This is a genomic window from Gluconobacter oxydans, assembly GCF_006539685.1.
Taxonomy (GTDB): domain Bacteria; phylum Pseudomonadota; class Alphaproteobacteria; order Acetobacterales; family Acetobacteraceae; genus Gluconobacter; species Gluconobacter oxydans.
Genome location: NZ_BJNM01000004.1, coordinates 106662 through 126081, shown reverse-complemented (window position 1 = coordinate 126081; position 19420 = coordinate 106662). Strand labels below are relative to the sequence as shown.

Annotated in this window: 17 protein-coding genes; 4 read left to right on the top strand and 13 right to left on the bottom strand. The window is 63.1% G+C overall.

Features of this window, described 5'->3' with window-relative positions; translation table 11 throughout:
- Positions 1 to 22: 22 nt before the first annotated feature.
- From tsaB to GOX01_RS03325, 5 genes are all read right to left on the bottom strand, one after another.
- A complete protein-coding gene (tsaB, locus tag GOX01_RS03345; RefSeq protein ID WP_011252345.1) occupies positions 23 to 649 on the bottom strand; it encodes a tRNA (adenosine(37)-N6)-threonylcarbamoyltransferase complex dimerization subunit type 1 TsaB in 627 nt (208 codons plus the stop codon).
- The gene (locus GOX01_RS03340) at positions 640 to 1260 is read right to left on the bottom strand and encodes a malonic semialdehyde reductase (protein WP_011252346.1); all 621 of its coding nucleotides are present in this window, start codon (positions 1258 to 1260) and stop codon (positions 640 to 642) included. Before GOX01_RS03340 ends, tsaB begins: the two co-directional genes overlap by 10 nt.
- Positions 1261 to 1263: 3 nt before the next feature.
- Positions 1264 to 1827 carry a NifU family protein gene (locus tag GOX01_RS03335; RefSeq protein ID WP_024716660.1) on the bottom strand — a complete coding sequence of 188 codons (564 nt, stop codon included), beginning with the start codon at positions 1825 to 1827 and terminating at the stop codon, positions 1264 to 1266.
- Positions 1828 to 1943: 116 nt separating this feature from the next.
- Complete coding sequence (locus GOX01_RS03330; protein ID WP_011252348.1) at positions 1944 to 3248, bottom strand: ATP-binding protein; 1305 nt, start codon at positions 3246 to 3248, stop codon at positions 1944 to 1946.
- Positions 3249 to 3328: 80 nt separating this feature from the next.
- A complete protein-coding gene (locus GOX01_RS03325; protein WP_024716661.1) occupies positions 3329 to 4096 on the bottom strand; it encodes a response regulator in 768 nt (255 codons plus the stop codon).
- 170 nt (positions 4097 to 4266) lie between these two features.
- On the opposite strand from GOX01_RS03325, the gene fbaA reads away from it, so the two are divergent.
- A complete protein-coding gene (gene fbaA / locus GOX01_RS03320; protein ID WP_011252350.1) occupies positions 4267 to 5343 on the top strand; it encodes a class II fructose-bisphosphate aldolase in 1077 nt (358 codons plus the stop codon).
- 49 nt (positions 5344 to 5392) lie between these two features.
- Here fbaA and GOX01_RS03315 read toward each other — a convergent pair whose 3' ends face one another.
- The gene (locus GOX01_RS03315; protein ID WP_062269589.1) at positions 5393 to 6970 is read right to left on the bottom strand and encodes an efflux transporter outer membrane subunit; all 1578 of its coding nucleotides are present in this window, start codon (positions 6968 to 6970) and stop codon (positions 5393 to 5395) included.
- Between the two features lie 98 nt (positions 6971 to 7068).
- On the opposite strand from GOX01_RS03315, the gene GOX01_RS03310 reads away from it, so the two are divergent.
- Positions 7069 to 7746: a TetR/AcrR family transcriptional regulator gene (locus GOX01_RS03310; protein WP_062269591.1), complete on the top strand. Its 678-nt coding sequence runs from the start codon at positions 7069 to 7071 to the stop codon at positions 7744 to 7746.
- Here GOX01_RS03310 and GOX01_RS03305 read toward each other — a convergent pair.
- The 4 genes from GOX01_RS03305 to GOX01_RS03290 form a co-directional block, all read right to left on the bottom strand.
- The gene (locus GOX01_RS03305; protein WP_062269593.1) at positions 7740 to 9317 is read right to left on the bottom strand and encodes a DHA2 family efflux MFS transporter permease subunit; all 1578 of its coding nucleotides are present in this window, start codon (positions 9315 to 9317) and stop codon (positions 7740 to 7742) included. The genes GOX01_RS03310 and GOX01_RS03305 overlap by 7 nt on opposite strands.
- Positions 9314 to 10420: an HlyD family secretion protein gene (locus tag GOX01_RS03300; protein WP_062269596.1), complete on the bottom strand. Its 1107-nt coding sequence runs from the start codon at positions 10418 to 10420 to the stop codon at positions 9314 to 9316. The genes GOX01_RS03305 and GOX01_RS03300 overlap by 4 nt, the downstream gene beginning before the upstream one ends.
- A 170-nt stretch (positions 10421 to 10590) precedes the next feature.
- The gene (locus tag GOX01_RS03295) at positions 10591 to 12090 is read right to left on the bottom strand and encodes a UdgX family uracil-DNA binding protein (RefSeq protein ID WP_011252355.1); all 1500 of its coding nucleotides are present in this window, start codon (positions 12088 to 12090) and stop codon (positions 10591 to 10593) included.
- Complete coding sequence (locus tag GOX01_RS03290; protein ID WP_011252356.1) at positions 12087 to 13319, bottom strand: putative DNA modification/repair radical SAM protein; 1233 nt, start codon at positions 13317 to 13319, stop codon at positions 12087 to 12089. The genes GOX01_RS03295 and GOX01_RS03290 overlap by 4 nt, the downstream gene beginning before the upstream one ends.
- Before the next feature lie 178 nt (positions 13320 to 13497).
- On the opposite strand from GOX01_RS03290, the gene GOX01_RS03285 reads away from it, so the two are divergent.
- Together GOX01_RS03285 and GOX01_RS03280 are read left to right on the top strand one after the other, a co-directional pair.
- Positions 13498 to 14973 (top strand): flagellin, encoded by a 1476-nt coding sequence (locus GOX01_RS03285; RefSeq protein WP_011252357.1) that lies wholly within the window; start codon positions 13498 to 13500, stop codon positions 14971 to 14973.
- A gap of 143 nt (positions 14974 to 15116) precedes the next feature.
- A complete protein-coding gene (locus GOX01_RS03280) occupies positions 15117 to 15539 on the top strand; it encodes a flagellar biosynthesis regulator FlaF (protein ID WP_011252358.1) in 423 nt (140 codons plus the stop codon).
- 140 nt (positions 15540 to 15679) lie between these two features.
- Here the strand turns inward: GOX01_RS03280 and GOX01_RS03275 are convergent, their stop codons facing one another.
- Genes GOX01_RS03275 through folD form a run of 3 tightly spaced genes read right to left on the bottom strand, consistent with a single transcriptional unit; the run spans position 15680 to position 19377 of the window.
- Positions 15680 to 17680, bottom strand: coding sequence for a M1 family metallopeptidase (locus GOX01_RS03275; protein ID WP_024716664.1), 2001 nt, complete (start codon positions 17678 to 17680; stop codon positions 15680 to 15682).
- 33 nt (positions 17681 to 17713) lie between these two features.
- A complete protein-coding gene (locus GOX01_RS03270; RefSeq protein ID WP_011252361.1) occupies positions 17714 to 18466 on the bottom strand; it encodes a methylenetetrahydrofolate reductase in 753 nt (250 codons plus the stop codon).
- On the bottom strand, positions 18463 to 19377 hold the full coding sequence (folD, locus tag GOX01_RS03265; protein ID WP_011252362.1) for a bifunctional methylenetetrahydrofolate dehydrogenase/methenyltetrahydrofolate cyclohydrolase FolD: 915 nt from the start codon (positions 19375 to 19377) through the stop codon (positions 18463 to 18465). The genes GOX01_RS03270 and folD overlap by 4 nt, the downstream gene beginning before the upstream one ends.
- Positions 19378 to 19420: the final 43 nt, after the last annotated feature.

Genomic DNA, 19420 nt, shown 5'->3' with positions numbered 1-19420 from the left:
TGAAAATCCTTTTCAGGACTGTTCACAGTGGCGCAGGCCTCAGACCGGCAGCGGGGGGCTTGGCTTCAGGGGGATCGACATAGAGCGGCATAAGCGGACCGGGCGTGACGCCCTGCGCAGCCTGCACGATACCCAGAGCATAAGGAGCCTCGCAGGGAAGCACCGGACAGGGCCAGTCGGTCTTTTCAGAAACGGCGTCACCCGTCACGCAGGCCCAGCCTGTGGGATCGAGATCGGCGGTCTGGCTGGCTGTAACCGGACCGTGCGGCGGGTCCACGAAAACCCGGCCGCGACGGGCGATGCTGACACAGACGGCATCCGGACGGGCGAGTGTGGCGCGGATGGCCGCACCGAGCGTGACGCCGATCGTGGGGCAGTTCCAGCCTGCCGCCAGCCCTGCTGCCAGCGACAGGGAAGAGCGCAGACCCGTAAAGGAACCCGGACCGATGACGGCAACGACGCGGTCAGGGGACGTAGTCCAGTTGTTCTGCGTCAGGAGTTCTCGGATAGCAGGCGCGAAATGTTCGGAGGCACCGCGACCGGCCATCAGTTTTTCCGCGACGACATGCCCGTCCTCGACGAGTGCCACCAGACTGGTCAGGCCGGTTCCGGCCCCTGCCCCGTTGAAAACGACTGTCCTTACAGACACAGACAGGCTTCTCCGAAGTCCAGGCGGGGGGCGCGGGGCTCGGCGTGATCGGGAGCGGGCTCGTTTTCCGCCGGGTAACCGAGACCCACGAGGAAGTTCACGCGCCAGCCGGTCGCGTTCAGCAGCGTGTCCTCGACCATGAAGCTGTCGAAACCGGACATCGGCATGGCGGACAGGCCGAGCATCCGGGCGGCCATGATGAGATAGGCGCCTTCCAGCGTGCCGTTGCGGAACGCTGTCTCATCGGACAGACCCACATCGGCCGCGAACCAGTCGCGGAGACCTTCCTGCGGGTTCAGGCGGGGAAGCGCCTCGAAAAACAGCGGATCATGACAGACGACGGCCAGAACCGGAGCCGCCATGGCGCGGGCCACGTTTCCCGGTGACAGGGCGGGACGGATGCGCTCGCGGGCGTCCTGTGTCGTGAGGAAGACGAAGCGACCCGGTGAGCAGTTGCCGGAGGTTGGCCCCAGCTTCACCAGATCATACAGACGGCGCAGGACATCCTCCCCGACCGGGCGCGGCGAGAAGCTGCGCGGGGTCCGGGCCTGCGTGAACAGGGCTTCTGCGCCCGGAACCGGGGCGCAATCAGGATATGTCTGGCCGTCCATGGTTCAGTCCTCGACCTGTTCGACCGAGGCGACTTCGGGAACATAGTGCCGCAGCATGTTCTCGACGCCGTGCTTCAGGGTCGCGCGGGAGGACGGGCAGCCGGAGCAGGCGCCCTGCATGGCCAGATAGACCACGCCGTCCTTATAGCCGCGGAAGGCGATGTCGCCGCCGTCACCAGCAACGGCCGGACGCACGCGGGTGTCGAGCAGGTCCTGGATGCGGCTGACGACTTCGGCGTCTTCGGGGGAGACGTCATGCTCCGGCGCGGCCTGCGTGCCGGACAGGACCGGGCGGCCGCTTTCGAAGAAGGTCGTGATCGTCCCCAGGACGACGGGCTTGAGGTCGCCCCAGCTGATGTCGTCGGACTTGGTGACAGAGACGAAATCGCCGCCGAGGAAGACGCGGCGCACGTTCGGCTGGTCGAACAGGGCGCTCGCCAGTTCGGAGCGTCCGGCGGCGACATCCGCATCGCCGAAATCGACGGGACGGGCATCGCCGGTCACGCTGCGGCCGGGCAGGAATTTCAGGGTGGCGGGGTTGGGAGTGTCTTCGGTCTCGATGAACATCGTGGTCATGTCCTTGCGTTCCAGTCGCCCTGACATGTGCCACTTCTCCCCAAGGTGCAAGTGTCGGGACTGCATTGGTCCGACTTCCCGTGTTTTTAACGGCAGGGCGGATGTTTTCAGACCTGCTCGCCCTGCCCCTCGGTTTTCCTTGAAGGAGAAGGGAGTCCCCGGGGCAGGATGATGGTCGCGCGCAGGCCGCCATAGCCTTTCGAGGCATCGCCACGCCCCAGAACCAGAGAGCCGCCCTCGCGCGCGATTTCACGCTGGACGATCGCAAGCCCCAGCCCGATTCCCCCCGTAGCCCGCGAGCGCGAGCCTTCCAGACGGTAGAACGGGGTCAGCACACGCTGGTACTCGCTCTCGGGAATGCCGGGACCACTGTCGCTGATGGCGATTTCGAGCGCGCCGTCCTCGCGGGTGCGGAGGGTGGCGAGGACATTGCCGCCATAGTTGAGGGCATTTTCGATCAGGTTGGACAGCACGCGCTTCATGGCGAGCGGACGGACATGCACCAATGCGCGGTCCGGCCCTTCATAGCGGGCATCGCGCCCGTGATCGGCGTGATCGTCCACGAGGGTTTCGAGCGTGGCGACGATATTGATGGTGCGCGGGACTTCGGGATCATCCGCGCCCGCCAGATAGGCAAGGATGCCGTTCACCATGGCTTCCATCTCGTCCAGATCGGCCTCGATGGCGGCCTGCGCTTCCCCGTCACTGAGGAAGCCGCAGCGCAGACGCAGGCGTGTCAGCGGCGTGCGCAGATCATGCGACACGGCTGCCAGAGCCTGCGTCCGGTCATTGATGAGACTCTGGATGCGGTCCTGCATGGCGTTGATCGCATGGGCCAGCCCGCGCACTTCCGGCGGACCCCGTTCGGCCAGCGGCACCCATTTCTCGCTGGAGCCGATGCGGTCCGCAACAGATACCAGCGCACGGAGCGGCATGCTGAGACCACGGATCAGCATAGCCGCAGCAATAGCCACGGCCCCCGCCGCGATGGCGGCCGAGGCCAGACCACGCGTGACGCGGTGATGGCCGAGCATGCCGGGCACGCGGAAACGGATGTAGCTTCCGTCCGGCAGGCGCTGGGAGCCCAGCACGTCCGCGCTTCCCGGACCAAGCGTATAAAGGTCCAGATGGGCCTGTTCGAGAATGGGATCATCGGCCGTCAGGCGTCTGACAAGCTGGGTCAGTGCGACCGGATGATGTCCCGACAGTGCGGGCGTGATCGAGGCGGGCTGCCAGGTCACGCTGAGTTCACTGCCCGAGAGCATGACGGCCAGAAAGGATCTCTGGCTGACGGGAGCCGCGGCAAGCACGCGCAGATCCGTACTCAGCGCCTCGCCCAGCTGGGCGATACGCACGTCATCGACAATGTAGGTCTCTGCCTGACCGTAGAAAATGGCGTTCGTCAGGAACACCAGTGTTACTGCGACGGTCAGGACAACGCAGACGCGCCCGACCAGCCCCAGCGGCCATAGCAGAATGCGGTTCTGGATGTTCAGACGCGTTCAACCTCAGCCACGAAGATGTATCCGAGGCCACGCACGGTGCGGATCAGCTGATCGGCGTCAGAGCCCAGCTTGCGGCGCAGGCGGCTGACGAGCACGTCGATGCTGCGGTCCGACACATCACCCAGACGGGTCCGCGACAGCTCCAGAAGCCGGTCACGGGCGATGACGCGCTGCGGATTGTCCAGAAAGCTCGTCAACAGATCGTGTTCGGCACCGGAAATATCGACGGTAGCCCCGGACGGGTCCGTCAGTTCGCGGCGACGCAGGTCGAGCGTCCAGCCGGCGAAACGCAGTGTTTCGCGACGCACGCGCTCCTGCGGCGCACCAGTGGCGATGCCACGGCGGAGCACCGCACGCACGCGCGCCAGAAGTTCGCGCTGACCGAAAGGCTTGGGAACGTAATCGTCCGCGCCCGATTCGAGACCGTTCACGCGATCGCGTTCCTCGCCACGGGCCGAGACCATGATGATCGGCACCTGGACCGGCGGGGTCTCGTTTTCATGCGTGGCACCCTGCCCGCTGCGCAGTGCGCGGCACAGTTCGATGCCGCTTTTGCCGGGCAGCATGATGTCCATGATGATGAGATCGACGGGAGCCACTTCAAGCGCAGCCCACATCTCGTCCCCGCAGGCAACGCCACGGGCACGGAAACCGCCGCCCTGAAGGGCACGGAGAATGAGGGTCCGCATGCCCGCGTCATCTTCGACGACGAGGATACGGGCGGGAAGATCGGGGTCAGAAAGATTTGGCACCATGTCTTTTCCATAGTCTCCACTGGGTTGGCATCACAAGCAACAAATCCTGACAACAACTGTTCCCGATACTTTAGCGCCCATGACGAAAACGGATTAGCAACGTACAATACAACGCATCACGGCCATGCCCGTTCTGCTGGCCCGTTTCATGCGTTGTGTTGGAGTCGCCCATGTCACGAGTTTCCCCCGGCGTCGTCAGTGGCGCCAGTTATACGGCCCTGATCAAGGCTTGCCACGAGGGGGGCTATGCCCTCCCCGCCATCAATGTCGTTGGCACCGACAGCGTCAATGCGGTTCTGGAAGCCGCAGCCCGTAACGGATCGGACGTTATCATCCAGGTCTCCAACGGCGGCGCACGCTTCTATGCCGGTGAAGGCCTGCCGGATGCCCATCGCGCTCGCGTGCTCGGCGCAGCCTCCATGGCGCGTCATGTCCATCTTCTGGCGAAGGAATACGGCATCGCCGTCATTCTCCACACCGATCATGCCGACCGCAAGCTGATCCCCTGGCTCGACGACCTCATCACGATGAGCGAGGACGAGTTCAAGGCGACCGGAAAGCCGCTGTTCACGTCCCATATGCTCGACCTTTCCACGGAACCGCTGGAAGAAAACCTGGCGACTTCGGCTTCCATGCTGAAGCGTCTCGCACCTCTGGGCATGGGGCTGGAAATCGAACTGGGCGTGACGGGTGGCGAGGAAGATGGCATCGGCCATGACCTCGAAGAGGGTGCGGATAACGCGCATCTCTACACGCAGCCCGAGGACGTGCTGAAGGCCTGGGAGCTGCTCTCCCCGATCGGGACGGTGTCGATCGCCGCGTCTTTCGGCAATGTTCATGGTGTCTACAAGCCGGGCAATGTGCAGCTTCGTCCCGAAATCCTGAAGAACTCGCAGGATGCCGTTCAGAAGGCGACGCAGAGCGGTCCCAAGCCGCTGCCGCTGGTTTTTCATGGCGGGTCCGGGTCCACGATCGCGGAAATCGACGCGGCCGTGTCCTATGGCGTGTTCAAGATGAACCTCGACACCGACATCCAGTTCGCCTTCGCGCATGGCGTGGGCAGCTATGTTCTGGAACATCCGGTGGCCTTCCAGCACCAGATCGAACCCGGCACCGACAAGCCGATGAAGTCGCTCTACGATCCGCGCAAATGGCTGCGCGTGGGCGAGAAGTCCATTGTCGAGCGGCTGGATGAAGCCTTCGAAATCCTGGGCTCCAAGGGCCGGTCCGTCGCCCGCAAATCCTGACGGGACCGGCGTTCAGGAGGCTCCGGCCTCCTGAACGGGCTTTCGGATTTCAGGGGCCGGGCGTGGCGGAAGCGAGCTGCGCCTTGGCCACATCGCGGCTGTCGGGAAGCGCGTCTTCCCAGCCACCGCCGAGCGCGTTGTAGAGACGCGTCAGGTTGGTCGCCAGCGTGGCATCGCTGTTGGCGAGATCAAGCTGGGCGGACTGGAGCTGCGCCTGCGCGTTCAGGACGTTCAGGTAGTTCGTCAGGCCGCTGCGATACTGGCTCTGCGCCAGCGCCAATGCCTTGCCGTTATCGTTGACGGCGTTCTGCAGGCCCTGGCGGTGCAGCTGTTCATCGCGATAGGCGATCAGGGCGTTGTCCACGTCATGCCAGGCCTTGATAACCGTCTGCTGATAGGAAATCGCCGCGGCCTTCTGGGCGTATTTCTTCAGCTCAAGCTGGCCGTACAGACGACCGCCCTGGAAGATCGGCAGGGAGATGGACGGCCCCACGTTCCAGGCACGGGCGTTCCAGAAGCCCAGATCGCGGAAGGACAGGGTCTGGAAGCCGAAATCGGCGTTGATCGTGACCTTCGGATAGAAATCCGCCGTCGCTTCGCCCACTTCGGCAACCGCACCGCGCAGACGGGCTTCGGCTTCGCGGATGTCCGGGCGGCGATGGGCCAGTTCGGACGGAAGGCCGACGGGCACGACCGGCGGGACGACCGGCACGCCGGCGTTCTTCTCCAGCTCGGTATTCAGGCTTTCCGGTGGAGCACCCAGAAGCAGGGCGAGTGCATTCTCTTCCTGCGCCACAGCCTGCTCGAGCTGTGCTTCCTGACCCTGCGTGTCATGCAGGCGGGCCTGTGCGGAATCCACGTCCAGTTCCGTCACCAGGCCGCCGCGATAGCGGTCCTGCGCGATGGTGGCGATCTGGGTCAGGACCTTGATGTTGTCGCGCAGGATCTTCAGGCGCTGCTGGTCGCCACGCAGGCTCATATAACCATGGGCCATATCGGCCTGCTGGGCGATGAGGACGGAGCGACGCTCTTCATCCGTGGCCTGAAGATCGGCCTTGGCGGCATCGTACTGATGCGCCACGCGACCCCACAGGTCGATCTCGTAAGTCGCGTCGATCTCGCTGCGCCACTGGTTCAGCAGCGGGATATTGGCGCCACCGGCGGCATCCTGAAGCATCGGGCCGACCGTGCTGCCGATCGAGCCGCCTTCAGATTTCGCGATGCCGCCGGCGACATGGCCGATGATTTCCTGCAACTGCTTGGTGCTGTGCTGGCTGCGCTGGTACGAACCCGTGGCGCTCAGGGCCGGGAAGCGCTCGGCACCCGCCATGATGAGCTGCGCGCGGCTCTGCGCCAGATTGGCGGTCGCGAGGCGGAAGGACAGGTTCTGGTTGACCAGACGGTCTTCCAGCGAGGTCAGTTCCGGATCGTGGAAGATCTGCCACCAGTGGCTGTCGGCCTTCATCTCGCTGACGATGCTGTCGGGCGCGCCGGCCGTATGATCGGCGTAATGTGCCGGCGACCAGGGCTTGGGCGCATGATATTCAGGCCCCACCATGAGGCAGCCGGACAGGGTGAACAGGGCGCAGCCGCAAAGCAGCGCGCGGGAAGTAAAGGCTGCGCTCACAAAGAAACTCCTGAGGCGGAAATGATCTTGCGGTGACCGACCGGTTCGGTCAGCATGTCAGGAACTCGACCTGACGGACAGAAGGATCTCTCGCTCACATGACGGGCATCATGGACGATGGCAGCGCGGGCACTTCCGCCGGAGCCGACGAGGCCGGCAGCGCCGATCCTGCAGGGTGCGCCAAGCGCGAACAGATCCTGAAAGGTGCCGGAACGGTCTTTCTGGCGAATGGATACGAAGGGGCGTCCATGTCCCGCATCGCGCAGATGGCGGGTGTGTCCAAGGGGACGCTGTACAATCATTTCGATGGCAAGGCGTCCCTGTTCTCCGCGTTCTTCGATGAGCAGGCCCGCTGCCGTCTCGCGCCCATCGTGGCGCTGTCGCGCAGTGACGGACAGTCCGTTCGTCTCACGCTGGTCCGGTTCGCGGACATGACGACCCATCTGCTCATCTCGCCGATGGCTCTGGGCTTGTATCGCATCATCATCGGCGAGGTCGAGAAGTTCCCCAACCTGGCCGATACGTTCTGGCGCTACGGCTTCGACCGGACGCTGGGCAATCTGACGGAATTCCTGACGCGAAGCGTGGCCCGCGGAGAGTTGGACATCGCCGATCCGGCCCTGTCGGCCGAGCAGTTCCTGCTCATGTGCCAGACCCGCATCGTCCAGCGCCGCCGTTTCCGGCTGTCGGTCGATGACAGCGATGCCGCAATTGCGGAGCTTGCCGGCTTCATCGCCGACAGCTTCCTGAAGATCTACGAACCGCGCCATCAGTGACCGCCACCAGAGGCCTGGGCCTCCTTCTTGCCGTTGGGTGACAGCAGGAAGCACAGCGGCACCACGAACAGCGCGATCACGCCGATCCAGTCGAACACCTCGTTATAGGCCAGCATGGCGACCTGCGACGTGAAGTCCCGGAAGAGCTGGTAGATGGCGAAACTGTGCGCCTGGGCCGGGGCCATACCATGCGCCTGCGCGGCCTGCTGGACGGTGGCGATATAGCTGTTGAACTCCGGGTTCGCCGGGGTCATGTGGTCCGTCACATAGGTCTGATGCCGCTGCCGGGTTTCGATGATGGCAGCCGTGGCGAGCGAAATCGCCAGCGATCCGACATAGTTCCGGGCCATCGAGAACAGGGCCGACGCATCGGAATTCAGTTCGCGCGGCAGGGTCGAATAGGCGATCGTCGAGATCGGCACGAACAGGAAGGCCAGCGAGGCCGTCTGGCTGATGCGGTAGAACATCAGGTGCCTGAAATCCGTCCCGGCATAGAGGTTCGAGGCCTGGAACATGGCCATGCCCATCGCGAAGAACCCGAAGGCGATGATGTAGCGCATCTGGATGAACTTCATCAGCCGCCCCACGATCGGGATCAGGCAGATCACCGCCACGCCGCCGGGAGCGAGCAGCAGGCCGGAATTCGTCGCGGTGTAGCCGAGCACCTGCTGGGCGAACTGCGGAACGATGATGGCGGAAGCGTACAGCGTGGCGCCGACCATCGAGATCAGCAGCATGCCGGTCGCGAAGTTACGGTCCTTGAGAACCGACAGGCGGACCAGCGGGTTCTTCGCATTGCACAGCCAGACGATTGCCCCGATGACGCCGATAGCGCCCAGAATGCCCATGGTGACGATGAAGGGCGAGCCGAACCAGTCGTCATCCTCGCCGCGGTCGCACATGACTTCAAGGCAGCCGAGGCCCAGCGTGATCAGGCTGATGCCGACCACGTCCACCTTCTCGCGCTTCTTGCGCTCCCAGGGTGGGTCCTCGACGAAGGCCGTCACGGCCATGACCGTGATGATGCCGAAAGGCACGTTGACGAAGAAAATCCAGCGCCAGGAGAAATTGTCCGTCAGGTAGCCGCCCAGCATCGGGCCCAGAACCGGGCCGACGATGGTGGCGATGGCGGTCAGGCCGAACGCCGCGCCGCGCTTTTCGGGCGGGAACGTGTCGAGAATGATGGACTGCTGGCTCGGTTGCAGGCCGCCCCCAAAGAAGCCCTGCATGAGCCGGAACACCACGAGCATGGGCAGCGACGTCGCCAGTCCGCACAGGAAGGACGAGACGGTGAACATCGTGATGCAGATCAGGAAGTAGCGTTTGCGGCCAAACAGCCGCGAGAGCCAGCCCGAAATCGTCAGGACGATTCCGTTCGCCACCAGATAGGACGTGAGCGCCCAGGTGGCGTCATCATACGAACTGCCGAGCGATCCCGCGATATGCGGCAGCGCCACGTTGACGATGGTGGTGTCCAGCACCTCCATGAAAGCCGCCAGCGTGACCGTGACGGCCACAAGCCACGGATTGTGACTGGGTTTCCAGTCCTGATGCCCGGCAGTATCGCTCATTTCACATAGACCGTCGGTACGACAGACAGACCAAGGGCCAGCGGGATGTTCGGATCAAGACCGCTGTCCAGCACGATCTTCACCGGGATACGCTGCACCGTCTTCACGAAGTTGCCGGTCGCGTTCTCGGGAGGGAAGGCGCTGAAGGATTCACCCGAGCCGAGCTGGATGGAGTCCACGTGGCCGTGCAGTTCGAGCTGCGGATAGGCATCCACCTCGATATCCACCTTCTGGCCCGGACGCATGTGGGTGAGCTGCGTTTCCTTGTAATTCGCCACGACCCAGACTTCCGGCTCGACGATGGAGAACATCTGCTGGCCGGTCTGCACGAAGTTGCCGCGCTCGACATTACGCTGGGAAATCCAGCCGTCATGCGGGGCACGGACTTCCGTCCATTCCAGGTTCAGACGGGCCTGCACCAGATCCGCATTGGCCGCGGCCAGGGCAGCCTGTTCCTGCGAAACGCGGGCATCGGCATTGGCCACGTTTTCCTTGACCGGCTCGGCCTGCGTCAGCTGACCCTGGGCCTGAAGCACGCGGGCTTTCGCCTGATCCAGCGCGGCGCGGGCATAGTCGATGTCCTGCTGCGACGTGGCGGCGCGGGCCACCGAGCGCTGGCGGCGGTAATCGGCTTCCGCCTTGACGAGCTGCGCATGCGCGGCAGCAAGATTACCCTGCGCGGTGACGAGCTGTCCCGGGAAGTTCTTGTGCGCCACGGCCAGCATGAGCTGGTAGGCGTCGATATTGGCTTTCGCCTGCGAGACGGCGGCTTCAGCCTTGTTCAGGGACGCTGCATAGTCGCGGCTGTCGATCCGCACGAGCAGGTCACCCGCATGGACGAACTGGTTGTCGTTCACCAGAAGCTGCGTGACGTAACCGTTGACGTGGGGCGCAATGGCGATCTTGCGACCGGCCGTGTAGGCGTCATCCGTCTCGATATTGTTGCGGGTCAGGAAAAGATAGGCCCCGATACCCACGAGCACCACAATCACCAGCAGGATCAGCGCGACACGGACAAGGGGATGGCGCTTTTTCTGCGGCTTTCCGTTCTTGTCGGATGTCGTGTCACCCTGCGCGTGATCGGCCTGATCGCCTTGCGCCATAATGTTTGTCTCGCTTTGAAAACAGGTCTGTCAGATCATGACCGGATGTGCTGTGCGGGGCCTGGAAACCCTCTACTGACCGATCGGTTCGGTCATCCATGACATATCGTCTCACGGGCTTCAAGCTGGAAAAAACTGATCCGTTTCCATTCTCTGAAACGTGCCGTCCCTTACGACCCCGATTGATCCGGAAAGTCCCTCAGACGGGTGAGCCCCTCGACGAAGCGCTGCCGCTCGCTCTCAGCCTGCGCGCCCTCCCCCAGCCGCAGCAGCCAGGACGGATGGGCGAGTGCCAGACGCCGGACAGCATTTTCGCCACGCCCCACCGTCCATGACGTTCCACGCACATCCGACATTGCCATGCCCGGCCCGTCCAGCGCCCGGAGTGCCGTGGCCCCCAGCGAGACGATGAGTTTCGGACGGATCAGCGCGATTTCCTGCTCCAGCCAGGGGCGGCAGGCCGCCACATGCCCTGCATCCGGGTTCTGATGAATGCGCCGCCGCCCCTGAAGACGGAAGCGGAAATGCTTGACGGCGTTCGTCAGATACAGCGCACCGCGATCAACCCCTGCCTCTCCGAGTGCCTCATGCAGAAGCTGCCCTGCCGGACCGACGAAGGGACGCCCTGCCAGGTCTTCCTGATCGCCCGGCTGCTCTCCGACGACCATGATGCGCGCGTCTGCCGGCCCCTCTCCCACCACCGCCTGCGTGGCCGAGCAGTGCAGCGGACAGGCCGTACAGGTCCGGACCTGAGCGGCCAGATCCTCAAGATTTTCTGCCACATCCGGCATCGGTTCGGCCGGAAGCTGCTCACGGGCCCGCAGACGCTCATGAAAGGCCGGGGCGGGCTGGAGTTCCTGCTCCGCCATCGTCCGCACCCGTGCTTCGGCTCCGGCAACGAGCTGCGGGATCAGGCGGGTTTCCGGCAGGTTCTTCCAGTAACGGCCGGGCATTTCACGGCGCATCGCTTTGGTACGCACCCGGGCCGGATTGAAGGTCGAGGCATAGTAGGTGTCCCACAGTTCCCCGAAACCGTCGTCCAGTTCCGGCTGCTCGCAGGGTTCCGGACTGCACACCAGCTCTTTTCCGTCCCAGCGGATCGATCCGCGCGGGGTGAGGATCATCCAGTCCATGTCCGTGAAGCGCTTCGAGAAGAACGGGGCGATGCGTTCAAGAATATGATGCTGCGGCTCGAACCAGGCGAGGAACCGCCGCCTCTCGCCCTGCCCCTCGCCCTGTTGGACCGGTTCTTCCCGGAAGCGGAGGAAAGACGCCATCTTGTGGCAGTCTTCCCGGTTCTGCCGCACCATGATCCGCGCCCTGGCGATGTCGGCATCCGTCACCACTTCCAGCAGATGCGGATTGCCCTGCACCCGCCAGGCGATCCGGTAGGCGAGCGCGAACCGACCGGGATCGGAATGGCACAGCAGATCCGGCAGCAGCGCGATGCAGGACGCGCGCAAGGTCACGGTTTTCACGACAGGCAGGGCCGTCAGCGCCTCCAGTCCAGCGCCATCATCCGTGATCTGGCCGAAAAGATCCGTCTCGCCACCCCGGATGCGCCAGTCGAGGGCTTCGGGCGGGACCGCGCGCTGCAAGGCCGCCCGTGCCATCTCACGCCAGGGTTCAAACGCGGCACTGTCCTCAAGCGTCAGGACATAACGCGTCACAGAAGGCTCATCTGCTGCGGCGCGGGGCTGAACAGGCTGCGCAGATCCTGCCGGTCGGTCAGGCGGGCGGGACTCCAGCCCGGCGTCTGCACGAACGGGCGCACCTTGCGGATGGACACGTTCAGCCGCGCCAGATCCTCCAGCCGCACCGCCTGATGCCGCCGCGCCCTGAGGATGGCAGCCACGGCCTTGACCCCCAGCCCCGGCACCCGCAGCAGCATTTCCTTCGACGCCCGGTTCAGATCGACCGGAAACAGCGCCCGGTTGTCCAGCGCCCAGGCCAGCTTGGGGTCCAGCTCCAGATCGAGCATTCCATCCGCGCGACCGGCCGTCAGTTCTCCAAATGCGAACCCATAGAACCGGAACAGCCAGTCCGCCTGATAGAGCCGGTGTTCCCGCTGAAGCGGCGGGCTTTTCGCTGGCAACAATGCGGAAGCGTCGGGAATGGGACTGAAAGCCGAATAATAGACCCGCCGCAGCCCGTAGGAGCCGTAAAGATTGGCGCTGCTGGCAAGGATATCCTGATCGGACGCCGCATCGGCGCCCACGATCATCTGCGTGCTTTGCCCGCCCGGCGAGAAACGCTCGGCCCTGCGGCCGGTATGGCTGCGCTCCTTGCCCGCATCGATCTTCAGGCGCATCTCACCCATAGCCTGCCGGATACCGCCCGCCTTTTTCTGCGGTGCGTACTGCTCCAGACCAGCCACGGTCGGCATTTCCACATTGATCGACAGGCGGTCCGCATAACGCCCGGCTTCTTCCAGCAGGCGCGGCGAGGCATCCGGGATGGTCTTGAGATGGATATAGCCCCGGAACCCATGCTTCAGCCGCAGATCCCGTGCCACCTGCACGAGCTGTTCCATCGTGTGATCGGACGAGCGGATGATGCCCGAGGACAGGAACAGCCCTTCGATGCAGTTGCGCCGGTAGAACTCCAGCGTCAGCCATACGACCTCCTCCGGCGTAAACCGCGCACGCTCCACATTCGAGGACGAGCGGTTGATGCAGTAGGCGCAGTCATAGACGCAGAAATTGGTCAGCAGGATCTTGAGCAGCGACACGCAGCGGCCGTCCGGCGTGAACGCGTGGCAGATGCCGTTTCCCGTCGTGGACCCCAGTCCGCCGCTCTTGGCCGAGTCCCTGCGCCCCGATCCGCTCGACGCGCAGGACGCATCGTATTTCGCCGCATCGGACAGAATCGCCAGGCGCCGGGAGAGGGATTTCTTCATTGCATGTTCTTATTTCGTTCCAGAGTACGAAGCGCAAGAAAAATCGTGAATTTAACCAGTTGTTTCCCGGTTTTCCGTTATTTCCGGAGAGCTTTTTTTAACGGTGCGGATTCAGCTTCCGTTAACCACTCCCCCCTATCCTGACTCCGCAAACCTGCACCGACGGAGAACAGATTCAATGTCATTGTCAATCAATACAAACACTGCGGCAATGGCCGCACTCCAGAGCCTCAACCAGACGACGGCTGACCTGACCAAGACCGAAAACGCGGTCTCCACGGGCAAGTCGGTCAACACGGCGTCCGACAATCCCGCAATGTACTCCATTGCCCAGAACATGACCGCCCAGATCTCGACGCTGTCGGGCGTTTCCACGGGCCTTCAGTTCTCCGCTCAGGTGCTGAACACCGCAACGCAGGGCCTGTCGAGCATCTCGGCTTCCCTGCAGTCCCTGGCGACCACGATCGGCACGAACACGACGGGCGTCGACAACTCGACCCTGAACGATGCCATCACCAAGACGCTGTCCGCCATCGACTCCGCCGCGACCGGCGCGAAGTTCCAGGGCGTGAACCTGCTGTCCGGCCAGACGGGCAACGGCACGACCTACACGACCCTGTCCACAGCCATGGACTCCCAGGGCACGATGTTCACGCAGAACGGCTTCAACGTGACGTCCGCCGGTCTCGGTCTGAAGAACCTGAGCATGGACACGACAGGAATGGACATTGCTCTGGGAAGCACGAATTACACCGGTTCCCAGTCTCTCAAACTGAGCAGCGTACCGGCAATTGCTGCGGGAACCTCAGGAACGACCACGACTGACGCGATGGGAACGGCAACGGACCCGCTGGTCAGCTATAACTTTGTCATGGATGAAGACGGCAAGAAGACGGATGCGCTATCGGCGCTGAACACTGCTTCTGGTGGAACATTCAGCTATGACGCCAGCGGCAAACTAACGGAAGCTGCATCTACCACCACCTCCACTACGGCTTCCGATGGCTCGGTGACGTTCTCACTGGCCAACGGCAAGAGCGTTGTTGCCTCCAAGGATGGAAACGGCAACGCCGTTTACACCGTTACGACGGGCACCGATTCGAACGGCAATGCGACCGCCAAAACCGTGATCTCCGACGTTGATCTCAGCGGTGCCACCGGCTCAGATACGGCAACGACGACCGGTTCTGCCAGCCAGAAGATGGTCAACAAGACCAATCTGCTCACGCAGGCCATGCAGTATCAGGGCTTTGCCGTAAGCCGCGATTCTGACAACCACCTGACGGTTGCTGGCAACAATCTCGACACATCAAGCGATGCCCTGACTGCTGCCAATGGGCTGAACTCCGCAGCCACCCCCACAGCCGTCACAGGCGCTGCCGTCGTCAGTACTGTTGTCCAGGCAGCGATTTCGAGCGTGACGCGTACGGCGTCCACGATCGGTTATTCCAGCTCGACGATCTCGAACCTACTGACCACAACGTCCAGCCTCTCCGATGCCCTGACGACGGGTGTTGGCGCACTGACGGACGCCGATCTGGCGGCAGAGAGCGCCAAGCTGACCTCGCTTCAGACGAAGCAGCAGCTGGCCGTTCAGTCGCTGTCGATTGCGAACTCGCAGTCTTCCACCCTGCTCAGCCTCTTCCGCGGCTGATCAGGTTTCTGAAGGGTGCCGGTTTATCCGGCGCCCTTCAGGCCCAGACCTTCCCCTGCCCATACGCAGGACTGCTTCAGAAGCCTGCTGTTTCATCCCGCAGCGGCTCCTGAAACAGTCTTTCCCGAAAGGAGTTTGCCTTCGTGACTTACGCATCCTCACAGTACCAGAAACAGTCCGGAAGCTACCTTTCCTCGCGGGAAGTCGAAGTCATGGCGTTCCGGCACGTCAATGCGCTGCTGACGCAGGCTTCCGATCACGAGGCAAAGGTCGCCGCTCTGGCAGCCAATCTGAAGCTCTGGAGCCTGCTGTCCCTGAGCGTCGAGCGGGTCGACTGCCCTCTGCCGCCTGTTCTGCGCGACGATCTGATCAAGGTGGGATCCTGGGCGATGCGTTATTCCAATTCCGCCTTCAACGCGCCGAAGGATCTGCAGCCACTCATCGACATCAACAACGACATGATCGAAGGCCTGGCCGCAGCACCGGTGCCTCAGACCGTGGCACCCGCCATGGCCGGTGCCTATTCCACGGCCCCCACGAGATCCTCGCTGGAACTCGTTGGCTGAAATCCGGCAGGGCTGTCTGGCCCTGCCATTTTCGGTTCTGATATGCTGTTTCAGGGCGCCGGCTCAGCCAGGCGCCCTTTTTGGTGCCCTGTTCGCGACAGGAATGCGAGGCATTTTGTGCCCCGCACTTTTCCGTAACCTCAGGGAGTGACGGCAATCCGGTTATCCGAACGGTCGACATCCGGGATGACGTGATCGGGGTCCAACGTGACGACCTTGAGCCCGTCATGCACCGGCAGCGAGACAACGATGTCGCTGCCCTGACGCCAGGCTTCTGTCGGAATGCGGATTTCCTCGGATTTGCCATCCGCATACTCCGCCCGCAGAAGAACGGGAAGCGGAAGCTCGCCGTAATTGCGGACCTGCACGGTCGCAGGCTTTCCGGCATCGTGATGGATATCGCCCAGCGCATAGTCGGGAGCGGCATTGGTGAAGTACCAGCCACGCCAGAACCAGCCCAGATCCTCGCCCGCTTCGCTGCTCATCAGGCGGAAGAAGTCCGACGGGGACGGATGCTTGAATGACCATTCGGAAATATAGCGCCGGAAAGCCGTGTCGAACCGGACCGGGCCGAGGATCTGTTCGCGCAGGAGTTTCAGTCCATAGGCGCCTTTGAAATAGGTCACGCTGTGGCGGTATTTTTCGGACACGCTGTCTGCAGCCGTCATGAGCACGGGTGCGTCAGGGTCGGTCAGGACTGGGACGATGTCCTGCGCGGGATTGCCGGTTTTGGGCGCGAATTCGGAATCACGCTTGGGAGCGAACTCGCCGTTATTGAAGTGATCGGACGCATAGACGTCGATGAACGTGTTGAAGCCCTCATCCATGAAGGCATTGCGACGCTCATCCGTGCCCACGATCATCGGGAACCAGCCATGGCCCAGTTCATGCGTCGTGATCCAGAACAGCTCCGGATCGCGGTCGCTCATGCCGTCGAAGACAATGCCCGGATATTCCATGCCAGCGCCATGACCGCCCAGATTGACGGCGTTCGGCCAAGGATATTCGAACCACTGCGACGAGAAATACTCAATGGCGTGTTTGACGTAATCCGTTGAACGGTCCCAGCCATGCGGCCCGATCCCTTCACGCGGATAAACCGACATCGCAAGCCGGGGCACGGGATGATAGTTCGCCCAGGGCACGATCGGCGGCAGATTGATCCGTGCAGCATCCCACACGAAAGCCGGCGAGGCCGCGAATGCCACGTCCCGCGTGTTGCGCATGGCGTAATGCCAGGTGACTTCGCCGCTCTGCCTCAGGTGGCTTTTCGGGTCTGTGATGTCATCAAGCGTACGGATCATGATGCGCGCATCGCTCTGCGCCGCCTGTGCCAGACGGTTGCGCTCGACGGGGGTCAGGACCTGTTCGGGATTGAGCAGCGCACCGGAACCGACCAGCGTGTAGTTCCAGGGCACGGTCACGCTGTAATCGAAGCTGCCATATTCCAGAAAGAACTCCTGACCCAGATAGGGCAGCGTGTTCCAGCCGCGGCGGTCATCATAGACGCTCAGACGCGGATACCACTGCGCGACTTCATAGACGTCGCCTTCGCGTGTCGGCGTAACAGCCGTGCGGCCACCCCACGGACCGGGCAGCGTGTAATGCCAGTCGATCTTCACGAAGGCCACGCCATGCGGATCGATTGTGCGGGGGAGCGTGAGCTGCATCCGGGTGTCAGAAATGAGGGGCGTGACGTCCACTTCGCGCCCGCCCTGCACGACCGAGACATGCTCGATCACCATGCCGTCGGTGTGGTTGCCGGCCAGATTGTGACTGGTGGCGACTGCACCGATCGCAGAGCGCGTATCGGCACGATAGATGTTCTGGTCGAGCTGGAGCCACAGAACGTCCAGCGCCTCGGGGCTGTTGTTGCTGTAGGTCACGGTTTCGGAACCGTGCAGGACATGGGCCTGCGTGTCGATCCGTGAATGGATGACGTAATCCGTGCGGTTCTGCCAGTACTGCGGCCCCGGAAGACCTGATCCCGAGCGATAGGCGTTCGGAGCATCGGGGAGGGTCAGGGAGGCGAAGACGGCTGCCGGATCGGCGAGTGTTTTTGCAGTAACGGTCTCGGGCAGCAGGGCAGCGGGAACGAGCACGCCTCCCAGCAGAGGAAGCAGAAAAAGGCGCACAGACATCCGGGGCGGACCCTCCGTTTCGGTGGTTCGATGTTACCCCGTTATAATGTCGTCAAGCGCTCCCAGATAGGATGCCAGATCAACTTTCAGGGGCATCAGATAGGCGTTGTCGTTTTTCCCGCGGATGACATCCAGCATCCGGCGCGCAAAAGCGATGTTGCCCTCCAGCGTTCCATCGTAGTCACGCGGGAAGACCACATGGTTAACGCGCTCCCAGTAACGGCGGGATTTATCGCCCAGAACGGGAGAAATGCCCCAGAACACCGTGTCGTCCCGCAGCCAGTCCATGCAGTATTCGAGCATCGGAATATCGAACAGCGGCTGCGTGAAGAACCCGCAGGCCCCGGCGTCGCGCTTGCGGGCGATGTCCTCGAGTTCCTGATACGGGGCGCGGCGATAGGGGTCGAATACCGCATAGACCTTCAGATGCGGCGCTTCACGACGGTAGCGCTCGATGATCTGGGCGGATGTGTTGGGATAGACCTTCCAGTCGCTACCGGCCGATGGAGGATCGCCGGCGACCACGAGGATGGAGGTCAGTTCCGGACGGTCCGCGCCCGGCAGCGGTGCGCCCGGCGCGATATCGACGGCGCGGATATGCGGGATGACCTCGAACGGCGCCTGCTTGGTGACCAGCGAAGCGGCGTCGTAGCTGCGCAGATCAAAACGCATCAGATCCGGAACGTTCAGCGTGCGGACCTGCGGCAGAACGTCGCGGACGGTCTGCACATCCGTCAGCAGGGCCTCGGGGGAGCGCGGAACCAGCTCGACCGAAACGCGGGTCATGAAGACGCGTCCGCGACGGCCTGCGTCGCACGGGCGGCCTGAAGCGTATTGTGCAGCAGGCAGGCGATCGTCATCGGACCCACACCACCCGGAACCGGGGTGATGTGACCGGCGATCGGGAACGCCTCGTCGAATGCCACGTCACCCACCAGACGGGTCTTGCCATTCTCGGCCGGGACCCGGGTGATGCCGACATCGATTACGGTCGCGCCCGGCTTGATCCAGTCGCCACGGACCAGTTCGCTCTTGCCGGTTGCCACGACCAGAATGTCCGCTTCCCGGGCCAGTTCCTTCGTGTTGCGCGTATGGATATGCGCGACCGTGACCGTGCAGTTCTCCTTGAGCAGGAGCTGCGCCATCGGCTTGCCCACAAGGTTGGACGCGCCGATCACCACGGCGTGCATGCCGGTCATATCCTTGTGCACGGACTGGAGCAGCATCAGGCAGCCCAGCGGAGTACAAGGCACGATCCCGTCGATCCCGAGCGACAAGCGGCCGGCATTGACCTCACCCAGACCGTCCACGTCCTTGTGCGGGGCAATGGCGTTCGTCACCGCAACCGGATCGATCTGGGCGGGGAGCGGAAGCTGCACCAGAATGCCGTGGATCTTCGGGTTGGCGTTGAGCTGGGCAATCAGGTCCAGCAGTTCGTCCTGCGACGTGCTCTGCGGGAGCATGTGCATGAAGGAGCGCATGCCCACGCGATGGGTCTGGATCGCCTTGTTCTTCACGTAGACTTCAGAGGCCGGGTCATTGCCCACCAGAACGACGGCAAGGCCCGGAATGGTATTGCCCTGCTCGACGAACTTTGCCACTTCGCGGCCCACCTGATCGGTCAGGGCGCGGGCAATGCCCTTGCCGTCAATGATCTTCGCCGGTTCGGAAGGCTTCTCAGGGGACAACATGCTCATGGGCACTCCGGATGACAACTGGCAGTCATTTCAGTTACGCTGA

Excerpts from the sequence above, each read along its gene's own strand:
- GOX01_RS03340 (WP_011252346.1), bottom strand. The coding sequence starts at position 1,260 with ATGGACGGCCAGACATATCCTGATTGCGCCCCGGTTCCGGGCGCAGAA.
- GOX01_RS03335 (WP_024716660.1), bottom strand. The coding sequence starts at position 1,827 with ATGTTCATCGAGACCGAAGACACTCCCAACCCCGCCACCCTGAAATTC.
- GOX01_RS03325 (WP_024716661.1), bottom strand. The coding sequence starts at position 4,096 with ATGGTGCCAAATCTTTCTGACCCCGATCTTCCCGCCCGTATCCTCGTC.
- fbaA (WP_011252350.1), top strand. The coding sequence starts at position 4,267 with ATGTCACGAGTTTCCCCCGGCGTCGTCAGTGGCGCCAGTTATACGGCC.
- GOX01_RS03310 (WP_062269591.1), top strand. The coding sequence starts at position 7,069 with ATGACGGGCATCATGGACGATGGCAGCGCGGGCACTTCCGCCGGAGCC.
- GOX01_RS03305 (WP_062269593.1), bottom strand. The coding sequence starts at position 9,317 with ATGAGCGATACTGCCGGGCATCAGGACTGGAAACCCAGTCACAATCCG.
- GOX01_RS03300 (WP_062269596.1), bottom strand. The coding sequence starts at position 10,420 with ATGGCGCAAGGCGATCAGGCCGATCACGCGCAGGGTGACACGACATCC.
- GOX01_RS03290 (WP_011252356.1), bottom strand. The coding sequence starts at position 13,319 with ATGAAGAAATCCCTCTCCCGGCGCCTGGCGATTCTGTCCGATGCGGCG.
- GOX01_RS03285 (WP_011252357.1), top strand. The coding sequence starts at position 13,498 with ATGTCATTGTCAATCAATACAAACACTGCGGCAATGGCCGCACTCCAG.
- GOX01_RS03275 (WP_024716664.1), bottom strand. The coding sequence starts at position 17,680 with ATGTCTGTGCGCCTTTTTCTGCTTCCTCTGCTGGGAGGCGTGCTCGTT.
- GOX01_RS03270 (WP_011252361.1), bottom strand. The coding sequence starts at position 18,466 with ATGACCCGCGTTTCGGTCGAGCTGGTTCCGCGCTCCCCCGAGGCCCTG.
- folD (WP_011252362.1), bottom strand. The coding sequence starts at position 19,377 with ATGAGCATGTTGTCCCCTGAGAAGCCTTCCGAACCGGCGAAGATCATT.